Genomic DNA, 16,407 nt, shown 5'->3' with positions numbered 1-16,407 from the left:
ATTAAACTATGGATAAATTTTGTAAAAGAGGGTATAACATAATAAACTGTTATCCCTTCATCTAGAATCGTGAACCAATCATACTTAAAACATTTGAGGAGATGAAGAAAGATGGAAGTAGAATTTAACCATATCATCGCAGCTTACGATGGCACACCCAGCGGAAAAAGAGCAATCGAGTACGGCATAAAGCTGCATAAAACCTATTTAGGCTCTCATCTCACTATTGTGCATGTTTTTAATGAAAAGGTTGAACAACGAACAGTAGGAAAGTCCATGTCTGAAATTAATGAAGGATTTTATATTGACCCTTCTCAAAATCAACCTGTGCTTGCAATGGAACCTGGTTTTTCACAGGCGGATGATACACATACAGTCGTAAAAAACAGTGTGACCATAGCTGAAAGCACTGTAAGAAGATTACTAAGCGAACACCAAATACAAGGCCGATTCGAAGTACTAGAAGGGAATACAGGAGACAGCATCTGTAGTTATGCTCAAAGAACAGATGCCAGTCTTATTATTGTTGGAGAAAGTGAGAAAAGCGGATTGAAGAAGTTTTTCTTAGGCAGCACCAGTAGTGCTGTAATTAAAGATTCTCCATGTCCTGTTCTAATTGCGAAAATGAATAGACCCCTTGACATACCTGACAAATAAACAAACAAGGCCGATTCTCCTAAAGAGAACGGCCTTGTTTATCGGTGGAAATTAATTCTTGAAAGCGATTTACAGCTTCCTGTTCATCTAAACTACTGTATATTCTGTAATACTTATCATCGAGAATACGATAATGTAGACTGATATTATTTTTTTGTAAGATGTAACCTGACATGACAGACACCTCTGTCCACCATACCTTGCCGCCCAATGTTTTTTCTTTACGTTGTGTAACGCCAGAGCGGACCGTGGTATCAATCGTCTCTAACGGGTCACCGCCTAATGCCGTTTGAAGAAGAGTATGTTCACGAAACAAAGCACATATAGCAATGACAACCGTCCAGCTTGCAGACACTCGTTGTTTTTCAATCTGTACAAGTGTTTTTTTAGATAATCCAAGCATTTCGGCCATCTTTTCTTGCGAATAACCAAGATCTAAACGAATGGGTTTGATTATACCTGAAATAAGAGCAATAATTTCTTCTCGATTCATACGTCACCTTTTAGCATTTTAGTGCCATCTTACACTCATTTAATAAAAAAAGACAGGAAACCGTTTTAATACGCTTTTTTCAGAAGTACGTTTGAAGCCGAAGAATACAACATAGCTACTACTACTCCAGAAAGAAGAAAACTTGCCAGCATATATGTGCCGTTGTAGACAAGGGAGAATGTAAGTACTGGTGTACCAGCAGGGGTGGAAGATCCAAAAAAGAAGATCCCAGAAATAACATGACATATATACCTCAAGAAGCTGCCTGTAAACATTCCTGCTATTCCGTAGAACAACCCCATTTTTTTGTTGCCATTCTTATAATAACTACTTACGCGAGTCATAAAAACACCTGAAATCCCCACTACAGTAAAGGCTAAAAAATAATCAATAAACCCCTGAATAGGATGCGCAATCCAAGCTGTTCCACTGACAACTTGTAAAAGGCCGAGTAAAAATCCTGTGGAAAGCCCGCCTTTTATTCCCCAGCGATAAGCCATGAGAAAAATCGGAACCATTGCAATGGACACTGATCCTCCCTGTGGCCAAATTCTTGAAAAAATAAATCCTGATACTAAATCAAGTAATAATGCCAGTGAAGAAAAAACAGCTACCTCTACTAAAAATAATGTCTTATGGTTCATTTTTCTTCCCCCTTCATCTTTGTGGGAAGCGTTCATGAGTATCTGCCATTGTTTTTTGCACGCAAAAAAGCAATGACAGAGGGTTATGGATCACCTGCATTGCTTTATCCAAAACCACATCCCTACGTTAGCATTAACTAACAGGTTCATAGGGTAAGAACTCATTCGCTCACTCTCAGCCATACGGCTCCCCTTGTGGATATATTCAATTATCCTTACACAAAATATACTATTAATTTCAATTACATACAAGTTATTAAATTCTAGACTTTTCGACAGATTTCCTTATGGCAACAAATTTATACCAAGGAAATACAGCTGAAAACCACCAATTTAAATGACTTTAGACGACTCTTTTTCTATAGACACACATACATTTACTTTGGTATCTTTAACAGGCAATTGCGGGAGGTAAAATATATGTACCAAGATAAATACTCTATTACCGCTGAAAAAGGAGCATATGTAAGTATAGCTGCCTATTTGTTCCTTTCTGTATTAAAGCTGAGCATCGGCTATTTCGGTCATTCTCAGGGTTTATGGGCAGATGGCTTGAATAATACAACTGATATACTTGCCTCATTAGCTGTCCTAATCGGGTTAAAGATTTCAAAACGCCCGCCTGACGAGGACCACGCTTATGGACATAGGCGTGCAGAAACCATCGCATCTTTAGTATCAGCATTTATAATGGCTTCCGTCGGGGTTCAAGTAATCGTTACCGGTATACAAACCTTTTTTTCAGGTCACCATGAAACACCCAGTATATTGACTTCATATACTGCTTTGTTTTCGGCCATTTTCATGTACGGAATATACCGTTATAATTTAAATATAAGTAAGAAGATTAACAGTGCTTCTATTAACGCTGTTGCTCAGGATAATAAATCTGATGCATTAGTAAGTCTAGGTGCATTGGTTGGAATCCTCGGCACACAAATTGGAATTAACTGGCTTGATTCCGTCGCTGCCTTACTCGTTGGAATCATTATTTGTAAAACCGCCTGGAGTATTTTTCGGGATTCATCCTATTCGCTGACTGATGGGTTTGATGAACAACTTCTTCAAACAATCGGAGAAACCATTAGTAAAACACCTGGGGTAAAAGAAATGAGCGAAATTAAAGCACGCATGCACGGAAATCAAATTCTCGTCGAATCTACGATTCATGTTGATTCAACCTTAAGTATCCTCGAAGGTCATCACATCACCGAGAAAGTTGAAGAAAATTTGAGCAAACAGCATAATATTAAGCAAGCAATTATTCACGTCGAACCATTTACTAAGTAACTAGCTGGCTTGCTTTGAAACCTATCAGAATTGGAAAATCATTAGTAAGAAATATCTAAAAAAGGACTTTTATCTCCATTTATCGAATTTAATTAAACGAATCATTTTTAAAGTTATGGAGGGTATGATGAATTACTTTGAAGACGCTATTGAAGTCCTTATTTCCGAAAAGTCCTCCATCGCAGCTGAATGGTCTAAAACCATTACTTATAAAGTAAAGGACCCATTTAAAGATGGTAATCACACAAATGGAATGCAGCTTTTCGACCTAATAATCCAAGCTTTAACTGAAAAAAAACCAGAAATAATCGATTCCAAAATTAAAAATTACGCACACATTGTAGCTTCTGATAGACTGCAGGCAGAAGTCAATATTGCAGAATTTATAAAAAGTGTTTCATTAGGAAGAACTATTCTATTTAATCGATTACTGCCATTAAATCCAACAGCTGCTGAAAGTCATGAATTCCTGTTGATCATTAATGATTGTTTTGACCAATTCATTTACCATACTGTTGAGCATTACTCAGAACTCAAATCAAAAATGAATGAAAACCACTATTACTTTATTAGTTCTACCCATAAAGATAGATTAACCCTGCTTGGGCAGATGACATCATCTTTTGTCCATGAATTTCGAAATCCGCTTACATCTATAATGGGGTTTATTCAGCTATTACAAGATGAAAAGCCAAAAATAAAATATTTAGATATAATCGCCAAGGAGTTAACTCAGCTGAATTTACGAATAACTCAGTTTCTCAATATTTCTAAGAGGGATACATACGATTTAACAATTGAATTATTCTCCATTGAGCAATTAACCAAGGAGGTTATTGAATTCTTGTATCCGAGTATTCTAGGAGCAAATACATCCATTACCTCCTCATTTACAGCTAACTTTTTCCTAAAAGGTTCGAGGGAAGAGTTTCGTCAAGTATTGTTAAATATTATTTTAAATGCTTTAGATATCTTGTCATCTGTTTCCAATCCAACCATTACGATCAATACCGAGAAAAGTAAATCAAATATGCTTAAACTAACTATTTCAAATAATGGTCCGAAAATTGACGACAGTATCTTTCCTCACCTATTTGAGCCCTTCTTTACAACGAAAAAAAGGGGCACTGGACTAGGTTTATTTGTCTGTAAGGAAATCATCGAAAAACATGGGGGTACGCTAACCTGTGATTCTTCCGACCAACTCACCACATTTATTATTGAGGTACCTTACGTATCGAATCCGGTATAGAGGACAATTTTTTAATTTCAGAGTTTACATAATAGATCTAAATGGGTATTTATATATTTCTAATCATCTTTAAGAATATGGGGAGACTAAGCCTGCTCGAAAATTTTGACTGAATGACCTATTGTTCTTTATACTTAAAGGATAGAGGGTGATTCATTGAGCGTATGGGCATGGACAGATTAATTAGATAGGTAAACTCTGTACTAACATGTCTACCATTATTTATGTATATACTAATCAAGAAAATTTAATCAAAAGCTACAGCTAATAATCAGTATTAGGAGGTGACCGGGACGATTCCTTCAGTTTGCATTTATAGAACTTGAACATACCATTCAAACGATTCAAGTTCTGTATACTGTTGAATCCGCCCCAACATGGTTGGACATATTTAATTTAATCTTAGTTTTCATTTTAATTGCTTTAACTGCTTTTTTTGTAGCATCCGAATTTTCAATAATTCGAGTGCGTGGTTCAAAGATTGATCAGCTTATTGAAGAAGGACATCCAAAAGCAGAAGCTGCCCGCAAAGTAACAGGGAATCTTGACGAATACTTATCTGCTACCCAGCTAGGAATTACAATTACTGCACTAGGTCTTGGGTGGATTGGTGAACCCACAATGAACAGTATTTTGGCACCAGTCTTTGAGAAACTTCATATTTCAGCAGATATCTCAGGAATCATAACATTTTTAATTGCCTTTTCTGTTATTACTTTTTTAAATGTAGTTGTGGGTGAGCTAGCTCCGAAAACAATCGCGATCCAAAGAGCAGAGCAAGTCAGTTTGCTAATATCTAAGCCATTAATTATGTTTCATAAGATTGCATTTCCATTTATTTGGTTACTAAATCACTCAGCACGCTTTGTCACAGGGTTATTTGGATTAAAACCTGCTTCGGAAGGAGAGATTGCACATTCCGAAGAGGAGCTTAGAATGATACTCTCTGAAAGCTATAAGAGCGGGGAAATTAATCAAGCTGAATACAAATATGTGAATAATATTTTTGAATTTGATGACCGAATTGCCAAAGAAATTATGGTTCCGCGTACTGAAATCATTACACTTTATAATGATGGTACCATCCAAGAGTTTATTGACATTGTGAAGGAAGAAAAATTCACTCGATATCCGATTGTAGATGGAGACAAAGACCATATTATTGGGATGATTAACATTAAGGAAGTTTTTTCTGATTTTGTTAAGAAAAGAAAAAGCCCTTCAACGAGTTTAAAAGCCTACACTCGCCCTGTTATTCGTGTAATGGAGAATATCCCTATTCATGATTTACTTGTAAAAATGCAAAAAGAACGTATTCATATGGCCGTATTAATGGACGAATACGGCGGCACTTCAGGATTAGTAACGGTTGATGATATCCTTGAAGAAATCGTTGGTGAAATTCGCGATGAATTTGATATAGACGAAGTAGCTTCTATTAGGAAGATTAAAGACGGACATTATATGTTTGATGCCAAGGTTCTCGTAAAAGAGGTTAATGATCTTCTTGGTATTCATCTTAACGAAGAAGACGTTGATACAATCGGCGGATGGATTCTAACAGAAAACTATGATGTACATGAGAATGATATTATTGAAAAGGACGGCTTCTGTTTCAAGGTCTTAGAAATGGAAGATCACTCAATAAAGTGCATTGAAGTAACAAAAAATCTTGAACGGCTTCAATTAGAGAATGAACTTAACTTAGAGAATTGAAAAAAAGCTTGCAGAGAACCTGCAAGCTTTTTTTATCATTTATTCTGTTTGTTTCTAAAAAATTCTTTTCTTGTGACAACGACGATTGGCTCATGAGTAGTTCGGTTCCACCAAAAATACACTGCCGCTAATATGATTAATATAGAGAGTCCGCCTATATAGGGTGCTGATGCTTCTTTTACTAAATGCCACTGATCTCCTAGTGTTTTACCGAGCCATAAAAAAAGAACCGTCCACGGAACGATGGCTAATACCGTATAAACACTGAACCGTATTAGCGACATCTTTGCAATCCCAGCTGGTATAGAGATAGCATGCCTCACAATGGGAATGAATCTCGCAATAAACACTACCCCTGCTCCGTACTTTTTGAACCAACGCTCTGCTGCGTCCATTTGATGTTCATTGATTAAGATATATTTTCCATACTTCAGCAAAAATGGACGTCCTCCATAAAAACCAGCCCAATATAGAAATAGTTGTGCCAGGGTCCCTCCAATCGTTCCCGCTAAAACGGCCCCTCCAAACCCCATTTTCCCTTGACTGATTAAATAGCCGCCATATCCTAAAACCAGTTCACTAGGAATAATTTCAATCATTAATCCGAACATAATTCCGAAATACCCCATATCAGAAAAAAAAGCCAAGCATTTCATTATGATGTCTGACATATATGTCCCCTTACCTGGTTATTTATTTTATTCTATGAGGATAATTGGCATTCTAGTACAGGCTTTAACTAGTTTAAACAAATAAAAAAAGCATACCCTGATTAGCGCACGCTCATGACTTATAATTCGCTGATTTTTCGTTTATCTGGTTTTATACAGGCTAATTGTTGGGAAAAGAATGAAGTTTGAGACAGCAGGACTTCCGGATCATCACGAAAAACAGTAGAGAATATTTCATGGCGTGATTTTGTCTTTTCAACTTGTATTCCCATGTTCTTAAATTTATTAATTATTTCATTACCCAACTTCGTCACCCCTTCGGATTACTTGTTGTTTTTTACTTTCCCTTAATAAAGTCAAGTAAAACCTCTTTTTCTCATTTCACAGCCTATTACTTGACATTTTATTAGATATGAAATTCTCATCAACTAGTCATTTGATTATGAAGAACCACTAATTTATCATTTAGAATCGTGAAAAAGCCTGTAAAACTCATTAAGTCTTCACTAAGATCCAACCTTCGTAATAGATTGCCTGTGTAACCATCAAAAAGATGACTGTACAAATAGAAATAGAATCCCTTCTCCTTCCTTTTTCTGCACTAGTCACCTTTTCCTAAAACATAATCAACTAAACTGTCTTCTTAACCGTTATAGATGTTAGTATGGCAACAAACAGAATGGTCAAACCAGAATACAAAAATGTAGTCATACCTACAATACCAATTCCAGATAATATGATGCATACATCTATGCCAAAGATAATCAGACCAGGATTTATCGATAGTTTATTTGAAATGATCTTTGCTAGTAAGTCCGTCCCTCCTGTAGTTGTCTCATACCGGAGCATTAATCCAATACCCAAGCCGATAAACGTTCCGCCTAAAATGGCGTTCATGTAAACAGGTATGTCCCAACTGAATGGAAAACCCGAAAGCCAATCGACACACAAGGAAGAGATCAATAACCCATGAAGACTCTGAATGAATAATTTCCTCTGATAATACCACGCATATATATATAGAGGAATACTCATTAGTATCATACTCAGTCCAGTTGGGAAGTCAAAATAGTAATGGATCAATAGGCCGATACCAATCATACCGCCGTCGAGTAAATGGTAAGGACTAAGAAAGAAATTAACGCCAATTCCAAGGAGTAAACTTCCTACCAGAATCGCCCCGGCCTTTTCTAATAGATGCATTGCCTATCCACCTTCCCCTCTTATCATTTTAAATATATGATGGTTGTCCTATTTTAGTCGTACATGATTAGCAAATAAATATATTCTGAATATTCTATTTAATAAGACGTATTAATGGTAAAAACCACTAAAAACCGTTAATATTGAAGGCGTAACCACCATATAGATGAAATACTACCTCTTTACGGTGCTTTAAGTCATTTGACGGTTTTAATAAGTTTTTCTATAATTAAGTTATTTAAATAGAAGCAGAGGTGATTGATGGGATGATGCTAACGAATAATTGTTAGAACAAGCTTGCACTGTGTATAGGCAAACTAGTTTTGCAATTTCCCGTCGGACTTACCCTGATACACTTTTACTATTTTTTAATATCTTAGGAGGTGGGCTCCTTATTTGCCTTTAATGGCGAATTAAGGAAGACTATTTGGACATAATAAACTTGGTTTTTGTAGCCATTTTAATTGCTTTGACGGCATTTTTTGTAGCATCAGAGTTTGCAATCGTTAAGGTGAGAAGTTCAAGAATTGACCAGTTAATTGAAGAAGGGAAACGGAATTCTCTTAAAGCAAAGCGAATTGTCTCCAATTTGGATGAATATTTATCAGCATGTCAGCTAGGCATTACCATTACTGCACTAGCTCTTGGTTGGATTGGCGAGTCTACAGTGGAAAAAATCATTGGACCTCTTCTAACCGGTATAAATATTCCCGATAATGTTTCCCATATTCTTTCTTTTGCAGTCGCCTTTATCTTTATCACCTTTCTTCATGTTGTTGTGGGAGAATTGGCACCAAAAACGCTGGCCATCCAAAAAGCTGAAGAAATCACGCTGCTTGTATCCAGACCGCTGATCTTTTTTAATAAGATTATGTATCCCTTTACTTGGGTATTAAATGGCTCAGCAAGGCTTCTTATTCGTACTTTTGGTTTACAGCCTGTTTCAGAAAATGAAATTGCCCACAGTGAAGAAGAGCTGCGAATTATTCTATCTGACAGCTATAAAAGTGGTGAAATCAACCAATCTGAGTTTAAATATGTAAATAAGATTTTTGAATTTGATGACCGAATTGCTAAAGAAATTATGGTTCCTAGGACTGAGATTGTCACTTTTTCCAAAGATGATACAATTGAAGATTTCTTTACCATTATGACTGAGGAAAAATTCACTAGATATCCTGTTATTGACGGCGACAAGGATCATGTGATTGGAATGGTTAATGTGAAAGAATTTTTCACAGAAATGATTACAAATAATAGTCAGTCAACAAAAACCATCGAACCATACATCAGACCAATTATTCGTGTTATTGATAGTATCCCTATTCATAACTTGCTTTTAAAAATGCAAAAAGAACGTATTCATATCGCCATCTTGATGGATGAATACGGTGGAACCTCTGGCATGGTTACAGTTGAAGATATCTTAGAAGAGATTGTTGGAGACATACGTGACGAATTCGACTTGGATGAGATACCAGAAGTGCGAAAACTTAAGGATGACCATTATATCGTTGATGCGAAACTACTAATCACCGAAGTAAATGATTTATTGGGACTTGAGATTATGTCTGAAGATATTGATACCATTGGCGGTTGGATGCTGACTGCAAATTACGAGGCTAAACAAGGGGATATCTTAACACAAGGACCTTTTAGTTTTAAAATTAAAGACATGGAAGAACATCATATCCGTTACATTGAGATATACAAGCATGTTCAGCCAGTTTCAGAAATCAAACAATTCCCCATTCAACAAACGGAAATTGTTTCATAACCAAACACCCCTGCTCACATCGAGCAGGGGTGTTTGGTTATGAAACTGCTAAACATTAAAACAGCAGCAGGATAAGAATAACTGCCGCAGCCAATTGACAGCTGGCTAGCAGCACCGTATATAAACCCGCTTTTGCTCCCTGCGCAATTAAATCAGCAAATTTCACTCTCAGTCCAATTCCTGCTAGGGCGGTAATTTCTAAGAAGTTCCCTGTTTTCTTCATACTCACTTCTAGCAACTCCGGCAAGGCTAAACATGTATTTATCGTACATAGAATAAAAAAACCTTTAATATACCAAGGAATAGTGTACCATTTAGTTTTCTGCGCTGAGGGTTGTTTCTTCCCGCGTAAAGAGACTAATAAGGAAATAACGCCTGCTAAGAGCAGGATTCGAACGATCTTAAATATAGCCGCCTGATCCTTTACCTCCTCACTTACCATACTTCCACTGGCGACCACTTGACCAACGGATTGGAGTACGCCTCCAATTAAGGCTGATGAAGGTATTATCCTATCGCTATAAAGAAGTCCTACAAGCCATGGAAGGACTAACATTAAAATGGTTCCAGTGAGGTTCACCATCGTTATGGCTAACCCTTTTTGTTTATCATCTGCGCCTATAGCCGGTGCGACCGCCGCAATGGCTGAAGAACCACATACTGCATTTCCACCAGCCATTAACATCCGAAAATCTTCTGGTAACCCCATCCTTTTCCCCATCCATAGAGCAGCCGTTACTGTACTCATCATGATTAACAGGATAAACAAGGCTCCGTTCCATCCAATTGCAGCAATTGCCTGGAAGCTGACTGTAGCACCTAGTAGAATAATCGCTGTATATAATAACGTGGATTCAGAAAATTTGGTTCCTGCGTCTAGCCGGGAATGTCTGCTTACTCCTAAATTTCCAAGAATGATCCCAGATAAGATCGCAATGGTCCCAGCACCGAGGTTAGGAAACCACTTTCCCGCAAATAAAGATCCTGTTCCAATTATCATGCAAACCAATAACCCTGGTCCTATCTTCCTTAATTGATTGCCCATATACCCCATCCCAAAGTAAAAAATTTCATATCTATCATACTTTTATTCTCTCCCTCCAGCAAGCTGCAGTTAAAAACAATCAACACTTCTTCTCAAAAAAAAACCCTGCATCAGTAAATCGATGCAAAGGGCTTATCATACAGTGAACTTCCTGACTAATGCCTGAAGTTCTTCAGAAAGATGTGAAAGTGATTCTGATGATGACGCGATTTCTTCCATCGCTGCAAGCTGTTGTTCCGTTGCTGCTGAACTTTCTTGGCTGGCTGCCATACTTTCTATTGAAAAATGTTTAACTTGAAGGACAGCTTGTACAATATGCGCACTGCTGACAGATAATTGTTCAACTGCTGTAGACACATCTTGGACTTTTTCTGATACATTTCCAACCGATCCCGTAATTTGGATAAATGCATCATTCACTTCTTGTGTTTGACGCATACCCGCTGCTGTCTTTTTATTCCCAGCAGCCATTAACTCCACAGCTTTACTCGTTTCATCTTGAATCACACTAATCATGGACGAAATCTGTTCAGCCGATTTTTTTGATTCCTCGGCGAGTTTTCGTACTTCATCAGCTACTACGGCAAAACCTTTACCATGTTCTCCTGCTCTTGCCGCTTCTATAGCCGCATTTAAAGCGAGTAAATTGGTTTGATCAGCAATACTCGTAATCATTCCAACTATCTTACTAATTTCATCAGATCGATGTCCAAGCGATTCAATCATATAGGAGGCATCCTTGACAGACTCATGTATCGCCTCCATTTGCTGAACAACATTTTCCACTTTTTCCATCCCTGCCTTACTTACAAGGCTTGCTGTATCTGCTGCTTTTTCCATTTTGTCACCGCTTGAAGAGATCGCATGAATACCCGCCGTCATTTCTTCAATAGACTCGGAAATATGATCCAGTTCAAAGGCTTGTTTATCAATTAAAACCGCATTGCCTTCAGTCAATCTCGCTACCTGTTTGGCAGCCAGATTGCTTTGCTCTGCGCTGGCTGAGAGCTCTTCACTACTCGATGCAACCTGTTCAGAGGATTCATGAACTAATTTAACTACGCTGCGTAAATCATGTACCATTTTATTCATTGAAGATGCCAGTGTCCCAATTTCATCACGATTTTTCACTTTAATTGTTTGAATCGTTAAATCTCCATTAGCCACTTCCTCTATTGCTGCGGAGGTTTTTCGGATGGGCAGCGAAATGTGCCTGCCCAATGTTATCGAAAAACCTATTCCAATAAACACGCCTGCCAGATCAACAATCAGAACAATAAGCTGAATTCTATTTGTCTTATGATTTTCCACTTTCTTAATTTCAATCATTTGCTTTTCTTGGTAATCTTTATACATGACCATTTTTTCTGTGAATGTTCTTCCAATCCCAGCCTCCGTTGCTTTCAAGATCGTCATATACTCTTCTTCACTGCCCGATTGTTTATAATGCAGCTGTCTGTCTGCTGCTTGCTGATAGGCCTTCTCTGCATCACTTATATCATTCAACAGCTTCTTACCAGCTGCTGTTTTTTCTCTACTAAGTACATCCTTAACTAACGCCTTCATTTCTATGGTACTTTGTTTATAGTTTTCTAAATATTTTTCATCGCCCGTCAGCAAATATCCACGAACATGATTCGTTTCATCCTGCATAAGCGCTTTCATATTATTTATCTCAATTAATTTTTGAACGTCATTTTCTAGAATCTCCTGATACGCGTCATTAACCCGGCCAATTTCCCAGTTAGTAACCAATGTAGTGACGCCTAAAATAATAAGAACAATCGTAAATGCTCCGGCCAATTTTTGTCTGATTGAAAGTTTCATAAGTTTCCCTCTCTATTCTTATGCGGTTTTTATACCTCACACACTGAAATACCTTTACTCCTTACTATCGGTAAGCGTTACCATTTTATGAAGAAATCACCCAAAATTTGTTTTTTAAAATGTTTCTCTAGTAATTAAAATGGGAATATAATTAGTAGGTACTATATTAGAGGAGGGTTTCTTTATGGATGAAGTTCGTGATCATAATAAATCGGGTCTTGATAAAGACAAAATTTTGGAGGAGCGGAACGACAAATCTAAAGCCTTTCAAAAGAATTGGGAAGATCAGAAAATACGTGATCAGGTGGTAATGCCCATCGACGATCTCCCACTAGAAGATATCGAAATGGAAAAAAAAGAAGAACGAGATAAACATGAAACAAAAGATGATTCTTCAAGCGAACGAATCTAACCATATGTATTTAAAAGCCTGAAGGCTGCTCCTTCAGGCTTTTTTTTAATATATTTACTGCTTTATCATCTAACCATTTGTGTAAATTAAGCCGCACGTATTTCTGAACCATGGTATAATCTACTTCGTTAATCAACACCAATATTAATAAAGTCTCGGTACTTTTTATAGAAAAGGGAGAACTATTTTGACTATCCAATCAATTAAACAAGAATGGTTTGGCAATATCCGTGGTGATATATTATCAGGAATTGTCGTGGCACTCGCACTCATTCCAGAAGCGATTGCTTTTTCAATTATTGCCGGGGTTGACCCAATGGTCGGCCTTTATGCATCCTTTTGTATTGCAGTGGTCATATCGTTTGTAGGCGGAAGACCAGGAATGATTTCTGCTGCTACAGCTGCAATGGCGCTTGTTATGGTGGACCTCGTAAAAGATTATGGTCTGCAGTATTTACTTGCAGCAACTATTCTAACAGGCGTTCTGCAAATTATATTCGGTGTCTGTAAGATCGGTAAATTAATGAAATTTATCCCACGTCCCGTGATGACTGGATTCGTAAATTCATTAGCCATTTTAATTTTCAGTGCTCAATTAACTCATTTTGTCGGGGAAACTTGGATTATGTACGTAATGACAGCTGGGGCTCTTGCCATCATTTACTTGTTTCCACGATTCACAAAAGTCATTCCCTCTGCACTCGTAGCAATAATCGTTATTACCATTATTACTATAGCGACAGGTGCAGGAGTTCGGACAGTCGGTGATATGGGAGAACTGACACAGGCATTGCCTTTATTTATGCTTCCAGACATTCCATTAACGTTTGAAACACTATCCATTATCTTTCCATATTCTCTTGCCTTATCCTTTGTAGGTTTGCTTGAATCCCTTTTAACTGCTCAAATCGTGGACGACTTGACAGATACTAAAAGCAATAAAAATAAAGAAGCACGCGGACAGGGAATAGCTAATATTATTGCGGGCTGCTTTGGCGGTATGGCTGGCTGCGCCATGATTGGACAATCAGGAATCAATATTAAATCCGGAGGCCGCGGAAGATTATCGACTTTTGTAGCAGGTGTCTTTTTACTGATATTAATTGTCCTTTTAAATGACGTCCTCATTAAAATTCCTATGGCAGCACTTGTGGCCGTTATGATTATGGTTTCAATCGGAACCTTTGACTGGTCATCATTAAAAAGACTTCATTTAACACCTAAGAGTGATACCTTTATTATGCTAGTCACTGTATTTACTGTTGTCTATACACATGATCTTTCCAAGGGTGTTTTCACCGGTGTCATTTTAAGCATGATCTTTTTCTCAGCAAAACTATCTCGGGTTCATATCGAAAAGATTCAAACTTCAACAGATGTCACCTATCAAGTGACGGGGCAGCTTTTCTTTGCATCTGTAAGTGACTTCGTTAATAAATTGACAGCCCAAGAGTCGGTGAAGACCATTATCATTGATTTCTCTCATTCCCGCTTGTGGGATGATTCAGCGGTCGGTGCTGTAGATAAAGTCGTTTTAAAATACCGAGAGCAAGGGAAAACCGTTCACATCATCGGCCTTGACAGGGCAAGCAGTGACTTAATTGAACGCCTCGCTATTTTTAATAAAGAGCTGCCTAAAGCCAGTAATTCCTAACCGTATAATCAAAGGAACCATTGCACATACTAATTCCCTCTACAGATAAATGTGAAGGAGGATTACTACTTGCAAGAGGAAAACGATTATACAGCCGCCAGTCTTTCTGAGGATTTAGTTAATGAAGTAAAGAGTTTTGAGGATAAGCTCGGTAAGCAGGTTAATAAAGATGTGATTGTGATTGCCTATGAAAAAGAAAAAAATGAAACAAATTAAAAAAACGAACGTATCGCTACTCAACGATACGTTCGTTTTTTTAGTTTGAAAGGATATTTGTCAACACAGGGACGATTTGTTTTTTACGTGAAACGACCCCTTTAAGAACAGCTAGGTTATTAAACAGTTCGACATCATATGCCTTTTCAACAGCGTCTGTCTTGCTGCCAAGTGCGAGCACTACTGAGTCATTAATCAGAATATCAGTAACAACAAATAGGAATAAATCAAGATTCCTTTCAAAAACAACTGCTGAGATGGCCGCTTCTAATTCTGTCTGCATAGCCATTACTTCGTTTGTATCAACAGCATTTACTTGGGCAATGACAACTTTCGCATCACCCATTGCAAATTCCTTTGCATCAAGGGTAATCAGCTGTTCAATTGTTTTTCCACTTAAATCAGCGCCTGCCTTAAGCATCTCTAAACCGTAGCTTTCAGCATCTACACCCGCAATTTCTGCCAGTTCAAATGCAGCGGCTGTATCTTGTTCAGTACAAGTTGGTGATTTAAATAGCAAGGAATCTGAGATGATTGCTGATAGCATTAATCCAGCAACTTCCTTTGGTATTTCAAGACTGTTTTCTTTATAAATCTTATTCAATATAGTAGCCGTACAACCAACAGGTTCTGCACGATAATATAAAGGGTCACTTGTTTCAAAGTTAGCAATACGGTGATGGTCGATTACTTCAAGAATTCGCACTTGATCAATATCATCTGCACTTTGCTGACGTTCGTTATGGTCAACAAGAATAACAGCATCTGCTTCGATAGCAACCTTTTCAACTAAACGAGGTGCGTCAAATTTAAATGTATCGAGCGCAAATTGTGTTTCTCCATTTACTTCTCCAAGACGAACCGGCTCTGCGTCCATACCTAATTGTTTTTTCAAATCAGCATATGCAATTGCTGAACAAATCGTATCTGTATCTGGATTTTTGTGTCCGAAAACGAGTACTTTTTCCACGTGAATGCTCCTTCAATTAAAAATATAGTTTACTTTTTATAAAGTGTTATGTTTATTTTATCACATTTTTTCACCGATTCATTCGAGAAATGATTCTAAGTACATTATGAGGAGTTTCCCAATCATTTCGTCCTTACCCATAATGACCTTAACGATTATAACAAGTTCAAATGGAGTTTAGCAATTGATTCCTTCCTCCTAAGAAATAAATTCCGAAGTTCAAATGAAAATGGTTGTATTTTTCTCAGAGATAGCTTACGATTATAGTAGCTCAAATCACAAGATATAGATTAATTTACTAAAAACATAACTATATATAGAAAACGCTAGATTAGGTGCCGGAAACGGCTGAAAAGGGAAACCGGTGTAATCCCGGTACTGTCCCCGCAACTGTAAGTGTGACGAAATGAGATGACCACTGTATCAATGAGATACGGGAAGGGCTCAAAGTAGGGTGATCACGAGTCAGGAGACCTGCCTAAACTTGCTTAAGTTTCTTGTTCTTCGGGGGTTGAGATGATGAAACGATGGTGTAATGCCTTCTTTCATGTTTCCTTACACTTATCGTTTAATCCGCTCA

General features: G+C 37.6%; 17 protein-coding genes and 2 riboswitches. Of the genes, 8 read left to right on the top strand and 9 right to left on the bottom strand.

The features are described 5' to 3' along the window. Positions 1–111 precede the first annotated feature (111 nt). Entirely contained in the window at positions 112–657 is a 546-nt protein-coding gene (locus MHI18_RS15405) for a universal stress protein (RefSeq protein ID WP_340848583.1), read from the top strand. Between the two features lie 19 nt (positions 658–676). On the opposite strand, the gene MHI18_RS15400 is transcribed toward MHI18_RS15405, so the two are convergent. Beyond that, entirely contained in the window at positions 677–1,150 is a 474-nt protein-coding gene (locus tag MHI18_RS15400; RefSeq protein WP_340848582.1) for a helix-turn-helix transcriptional regulator, read from the bottom strand. Positions 1,151–1,215: 65 nt separating this feature from the next. Beyond that, positions 1,216–1,794 (bottom strand): energy-coupled thiamine transporter ThiT, encoded by a 579-nt coding sequence (gene thiT / locus MHI18_RS15395; protein WP_340848581.1) that lies wholly within the window; start codon positions 1,792–1,794, stop codon positions 1,216–1,218. A 102-nt stretch (positions 1,795–1,896) separates the two neighbouring features. Further along, a riboswitch (TPP riboswitch) is annotated at positions 1,897–1,998 on the bottom strand. Between the two features lie 216 nt (positions 1,999–2,214). On the opposite strand from thiT, the gene MHI18_RS15390 reads away from it, so the two are divergent. The 3 genes from MHI18_RS15390 (at position 2,215) to MHI18_RS15380 (ending at position 6,052) form a co-directional block, all read left to right on the top strand. Further along, positions 2,215–3,084, top strand: a complete 870-nt coding sequence (locus MHI18_RS15390; RefSeq protein WP_340848580.1) for a cation diffusion facilitator family transporter — start codon at positions 2,215–2,217, stop codon at positions 3,082–3,084. Positions 3,085–3,211: 127 nt separating this feature from the next. Next, the gene (locus MHI18_RS15385) at positions 3,212–4,336 is read left to right on the top strand and encodes a histidine kinase N-terminal domain-containing protein (protein WP_340848579.1); all 1,125 of its coding nucleotides are present in this window, start codon (positions 3,212–3,214) and stop codon (positions 4,334–4,336) included. 381 nt (positions 4,337–4,717) lie between these two features. Continuing rightward, complete coding sequence (locus MHI18_RS15380; RefSeq protein ID WP_340848578.1) at positions 4,718–6,052, top strand: hemolysin family protein; 1,335 nt, start codon at positions 4,718–4,720, stop codon at positions 6,050–6,052. 35 nt (positions 6,053–6,087) lie between these two features. On the opposite strand, the gene MHI18_RS15375 is transcribed toward MHI18_RS15380, so the two are convergent. The 4 genes from MHI18_RS15375 to MHI18_RS15360 all read right to left on the bottom strand — a co-directional run bounded on the left by MHI18_RS15375 (position 6,088) and on the right by MHI18_RS15360 (position 7,926). Then, positions 6,088–6,723, bottom strand: a complete 636-nt coding sequence (locus tag MHI18_RS15375; RefSeq protein WP_340848577.1) for a DedA family protein — start codon at positions 6,721–6,723, stop codon at positions 6,088–6,090. Positions 6,724–6,842: 119 nt separating this feature from the next. Then, positions 6,843–7,028, bottom strand: coding sequence for an Lmo0850 family protein (locus MHI18_RS15370; RefSeq protein ID WP_340848576.1), 186 nt, complete (start codon positions 7,026–7,028; stop codon positions 6,843–6,845). Between the two features lie 119 nt (positions 7,029–7,147). Then, positions 7,148–7,288, bottom strand: a complete 141-nt coding sequence (locus MHI18_RS15365) for a hypothetical protein (RefSeq protein WP_340848575.1) — start codon at positions 7,286–7,288, stop codon at positions 7,148–7,150. A 65-nt stretch (positions 7,289–7,353) separates the two neighbouring features. Next, positions 7,354–7,926, bottom strand: a complete 573-nt coding sequence (locus MHI18_RS15360) for a YitT family protein (RefSeq protein ID WP_340848573.1) — start codon at positions 7,924–7,926, stop codon at positions 7,354–7,356. Positions 7,927–8,353: 427 nt separating this feature from the next. Here MHI18_RS15360 and MHI18_RS15355 point away from each other — a divergent pair, with 427 nt between their 5' ends. Continuing rightward, positions 8,354–9,703 carry a hemolysin family protein gene (locus MHI18_RS15355; protein WP_340848572.1) on the top strand — a complete coding sequence of 450 codons (1,350 nt, stop codon included), beginning with the start codon at positions 8,354–8,356 and terminating at the stop codon, positions 9,701–9,703. A gap of 55 nt (positions 9,704–9,758) precedes the next feature. Here the strand turns inward: MHI18_RS15355 and MHI18_RS15350 are convergent, their stop codons facing one another. Together MHI18_RS15350 and MHI18_RS15345 are read right to left on the bottom strand one after the other, a co-directional pair. Next, complete coding sequence (locus MHI18_RS15350) at positions 9,759–10,748, bottom strand: YeiH family protein (protein ID WP_340848571.1); 990 nt, start codon at positions 10,746–10,748, stop codon at positions 9,759–9,761. Between the two features lie 135 nt (positions 10,749–10,883). Further along, a complete protein-coding gene (locus MHI18_RS15345) occupies positions 10,884–12,575 on the bottom strand; it encodes a methyl-accepting chemotaxis protein (protein ID WP_340848570.1) in 1,692 nt (563 codons plus the stop codon). A 184-nt stretch (positions 12,576–12,759) separates the two neighbouring features. Here MHI18_RS15345 and MHI18_RS15340 point away from each other — a divergent pair, with 184 nt between their 5' ends. The 3 genes from MHI18_RS15340 to MHI18_RS15330 all read left to right on the top strand — a co-directional run bounded on the left by MHI18_RS15340 (position 12,760) and on the right by MHI18_RS15330 (position 14,857). Next, complete coding sequence (locus MHI18_RS15340) at positions 12,760–12,987, top strand: hypothetical protein (RefSeq protein ID WP_340848569.1); 228 nt, start codon at positions 12,760–12,762, stop codon at positions 12,985–12,987. Between the two features lie 187 nt (positions 12,988–13,174). Beyond that, positions 13,175–14,641, top strand: coding sequence for a SulP family inorganic anion transporter (locus MHI18_RS15335; RefSeq protein WP_340848568.1), 1,467 nt, complete (start codon positions 13,175–13,177; stop codon positions 14,639–14,641). A gap of 69 nt (positions 14,642–14,710) precedes the next feature. Next, the gene (locus MHI18_RS15330; RefSeq protein ID WP_340848567.1) at positions 14,711–14,857 is read left to right on the top strand and encodes a hypothetical protein; all 147 of its coding nucleotides are present in this window, start codon (positions 14,711–14,713) and stop codon (positions 14,855–14,857) included. 40 nt (positions 14,858–14,897) lie between these two features. Here the strand turns inward: MHI18_RS15330 and MHI18_RS15325 are convergent, their stop codons facing one another. After that, on the bottom strand, positions 14,898–15,827 hold the full coding sequence (locus MHI18_RS15325; protein WP_340848566.1) for a manganese-dependent inorganic pyrophosphatase: 930 nt from the start codon (positions 15,825–15,827) through the stop codon (positions 14,898–14,900). 316 nt (positions 15,828–16,143) lie between these two features. Next, a riboswitch (cobalamin riboswitch) is annotated at positions 16,144–16,323 on the top strand. Positions 16,324–16,407 lie beyond the last annotated feature (84 nt).

It is taken from the genome of Peribacillus sp. FSL H8-0477 (genome assembly GCF_038002765.1).
Classification (GTDB): Bacteria; Bacillota; Bacilli; order Bacillales; family DSM-1321; genus Peribacillus.
This window is presented reverse-complemented; position numbering and strand designations above follow the sequence as displayed.

Bases quoted from the DNA above. Each gene is read 5' to 3' on its own strand.
- MHI18_RS15405 (WP_340848583.1), top strand. From the start codon at position 112: ATGGAAGTAGAATTTAACCATATCATCGCAGCTTACGATGGCACACCC.
- MHI18_RS15400 (WP_340848582.1), bottom strand. From the start codon at position 1,150: ATGAATCGAGAAGAAATTATTGCTCTTATTTCAGGTATAATCAAACCC.
- thiT (WP_340848581.1), bottom strand. From the start codon at position 1,794: ATGAACCATAAGACATTATTTTTAGTAGAGGTAGCTGTTTTTTCTTCA.
- MHI18_RS15390 (WP_340848580.1), top strand. From the start codon at position 2,215: ATGTACCAAGATAAATACTCTATTACCGCTGAAAAAGGAGCATATGTA.
- MHI18_RS15385 (WP_340848579.1), top strand. From the start codon at position 3,212: ATGAATTACTTTGAAGACGCTATTGAAGTCCTTATTTCCGAAAAGTCC.
- MHI18_RS15375 (WP_340848577.1), bottom strand. From the start codon at position 6,723: ATGTCAGACATCATAATGAAATGCTTGGCTTTTTTTTCTGATATGGGG.
- MHI18_RS15360 (WP_340848573.1), bottom strand. From the start codon at position 7,926: ATGCATCTATTAGAAAAGGCCGGGGCGATTCTGGTAGGAAGTTTACTC.
- MHI18_RS15350 (WP_340848571.1), bottom strand. From the start codon at position 10,748: ATGGGCAATCAATTAAGGAAGATAGGACCAGGGTTATTGGTTTGCATG.
- MHI18_RS15345 (WP_340848570.1), bottom strand. From the start codon at position 12,575: ATGAAACTTTCAATCAGACAAAAATTGGCCGGAGCATTTACGATTGTT.
- MHI18_RS15340 (WP_340848569.1), top strand. From the start codon at position 12,760: ATGGATGAAGTTCGTGATCATAATAAATCGGGTCTTGATAAAGACAAA.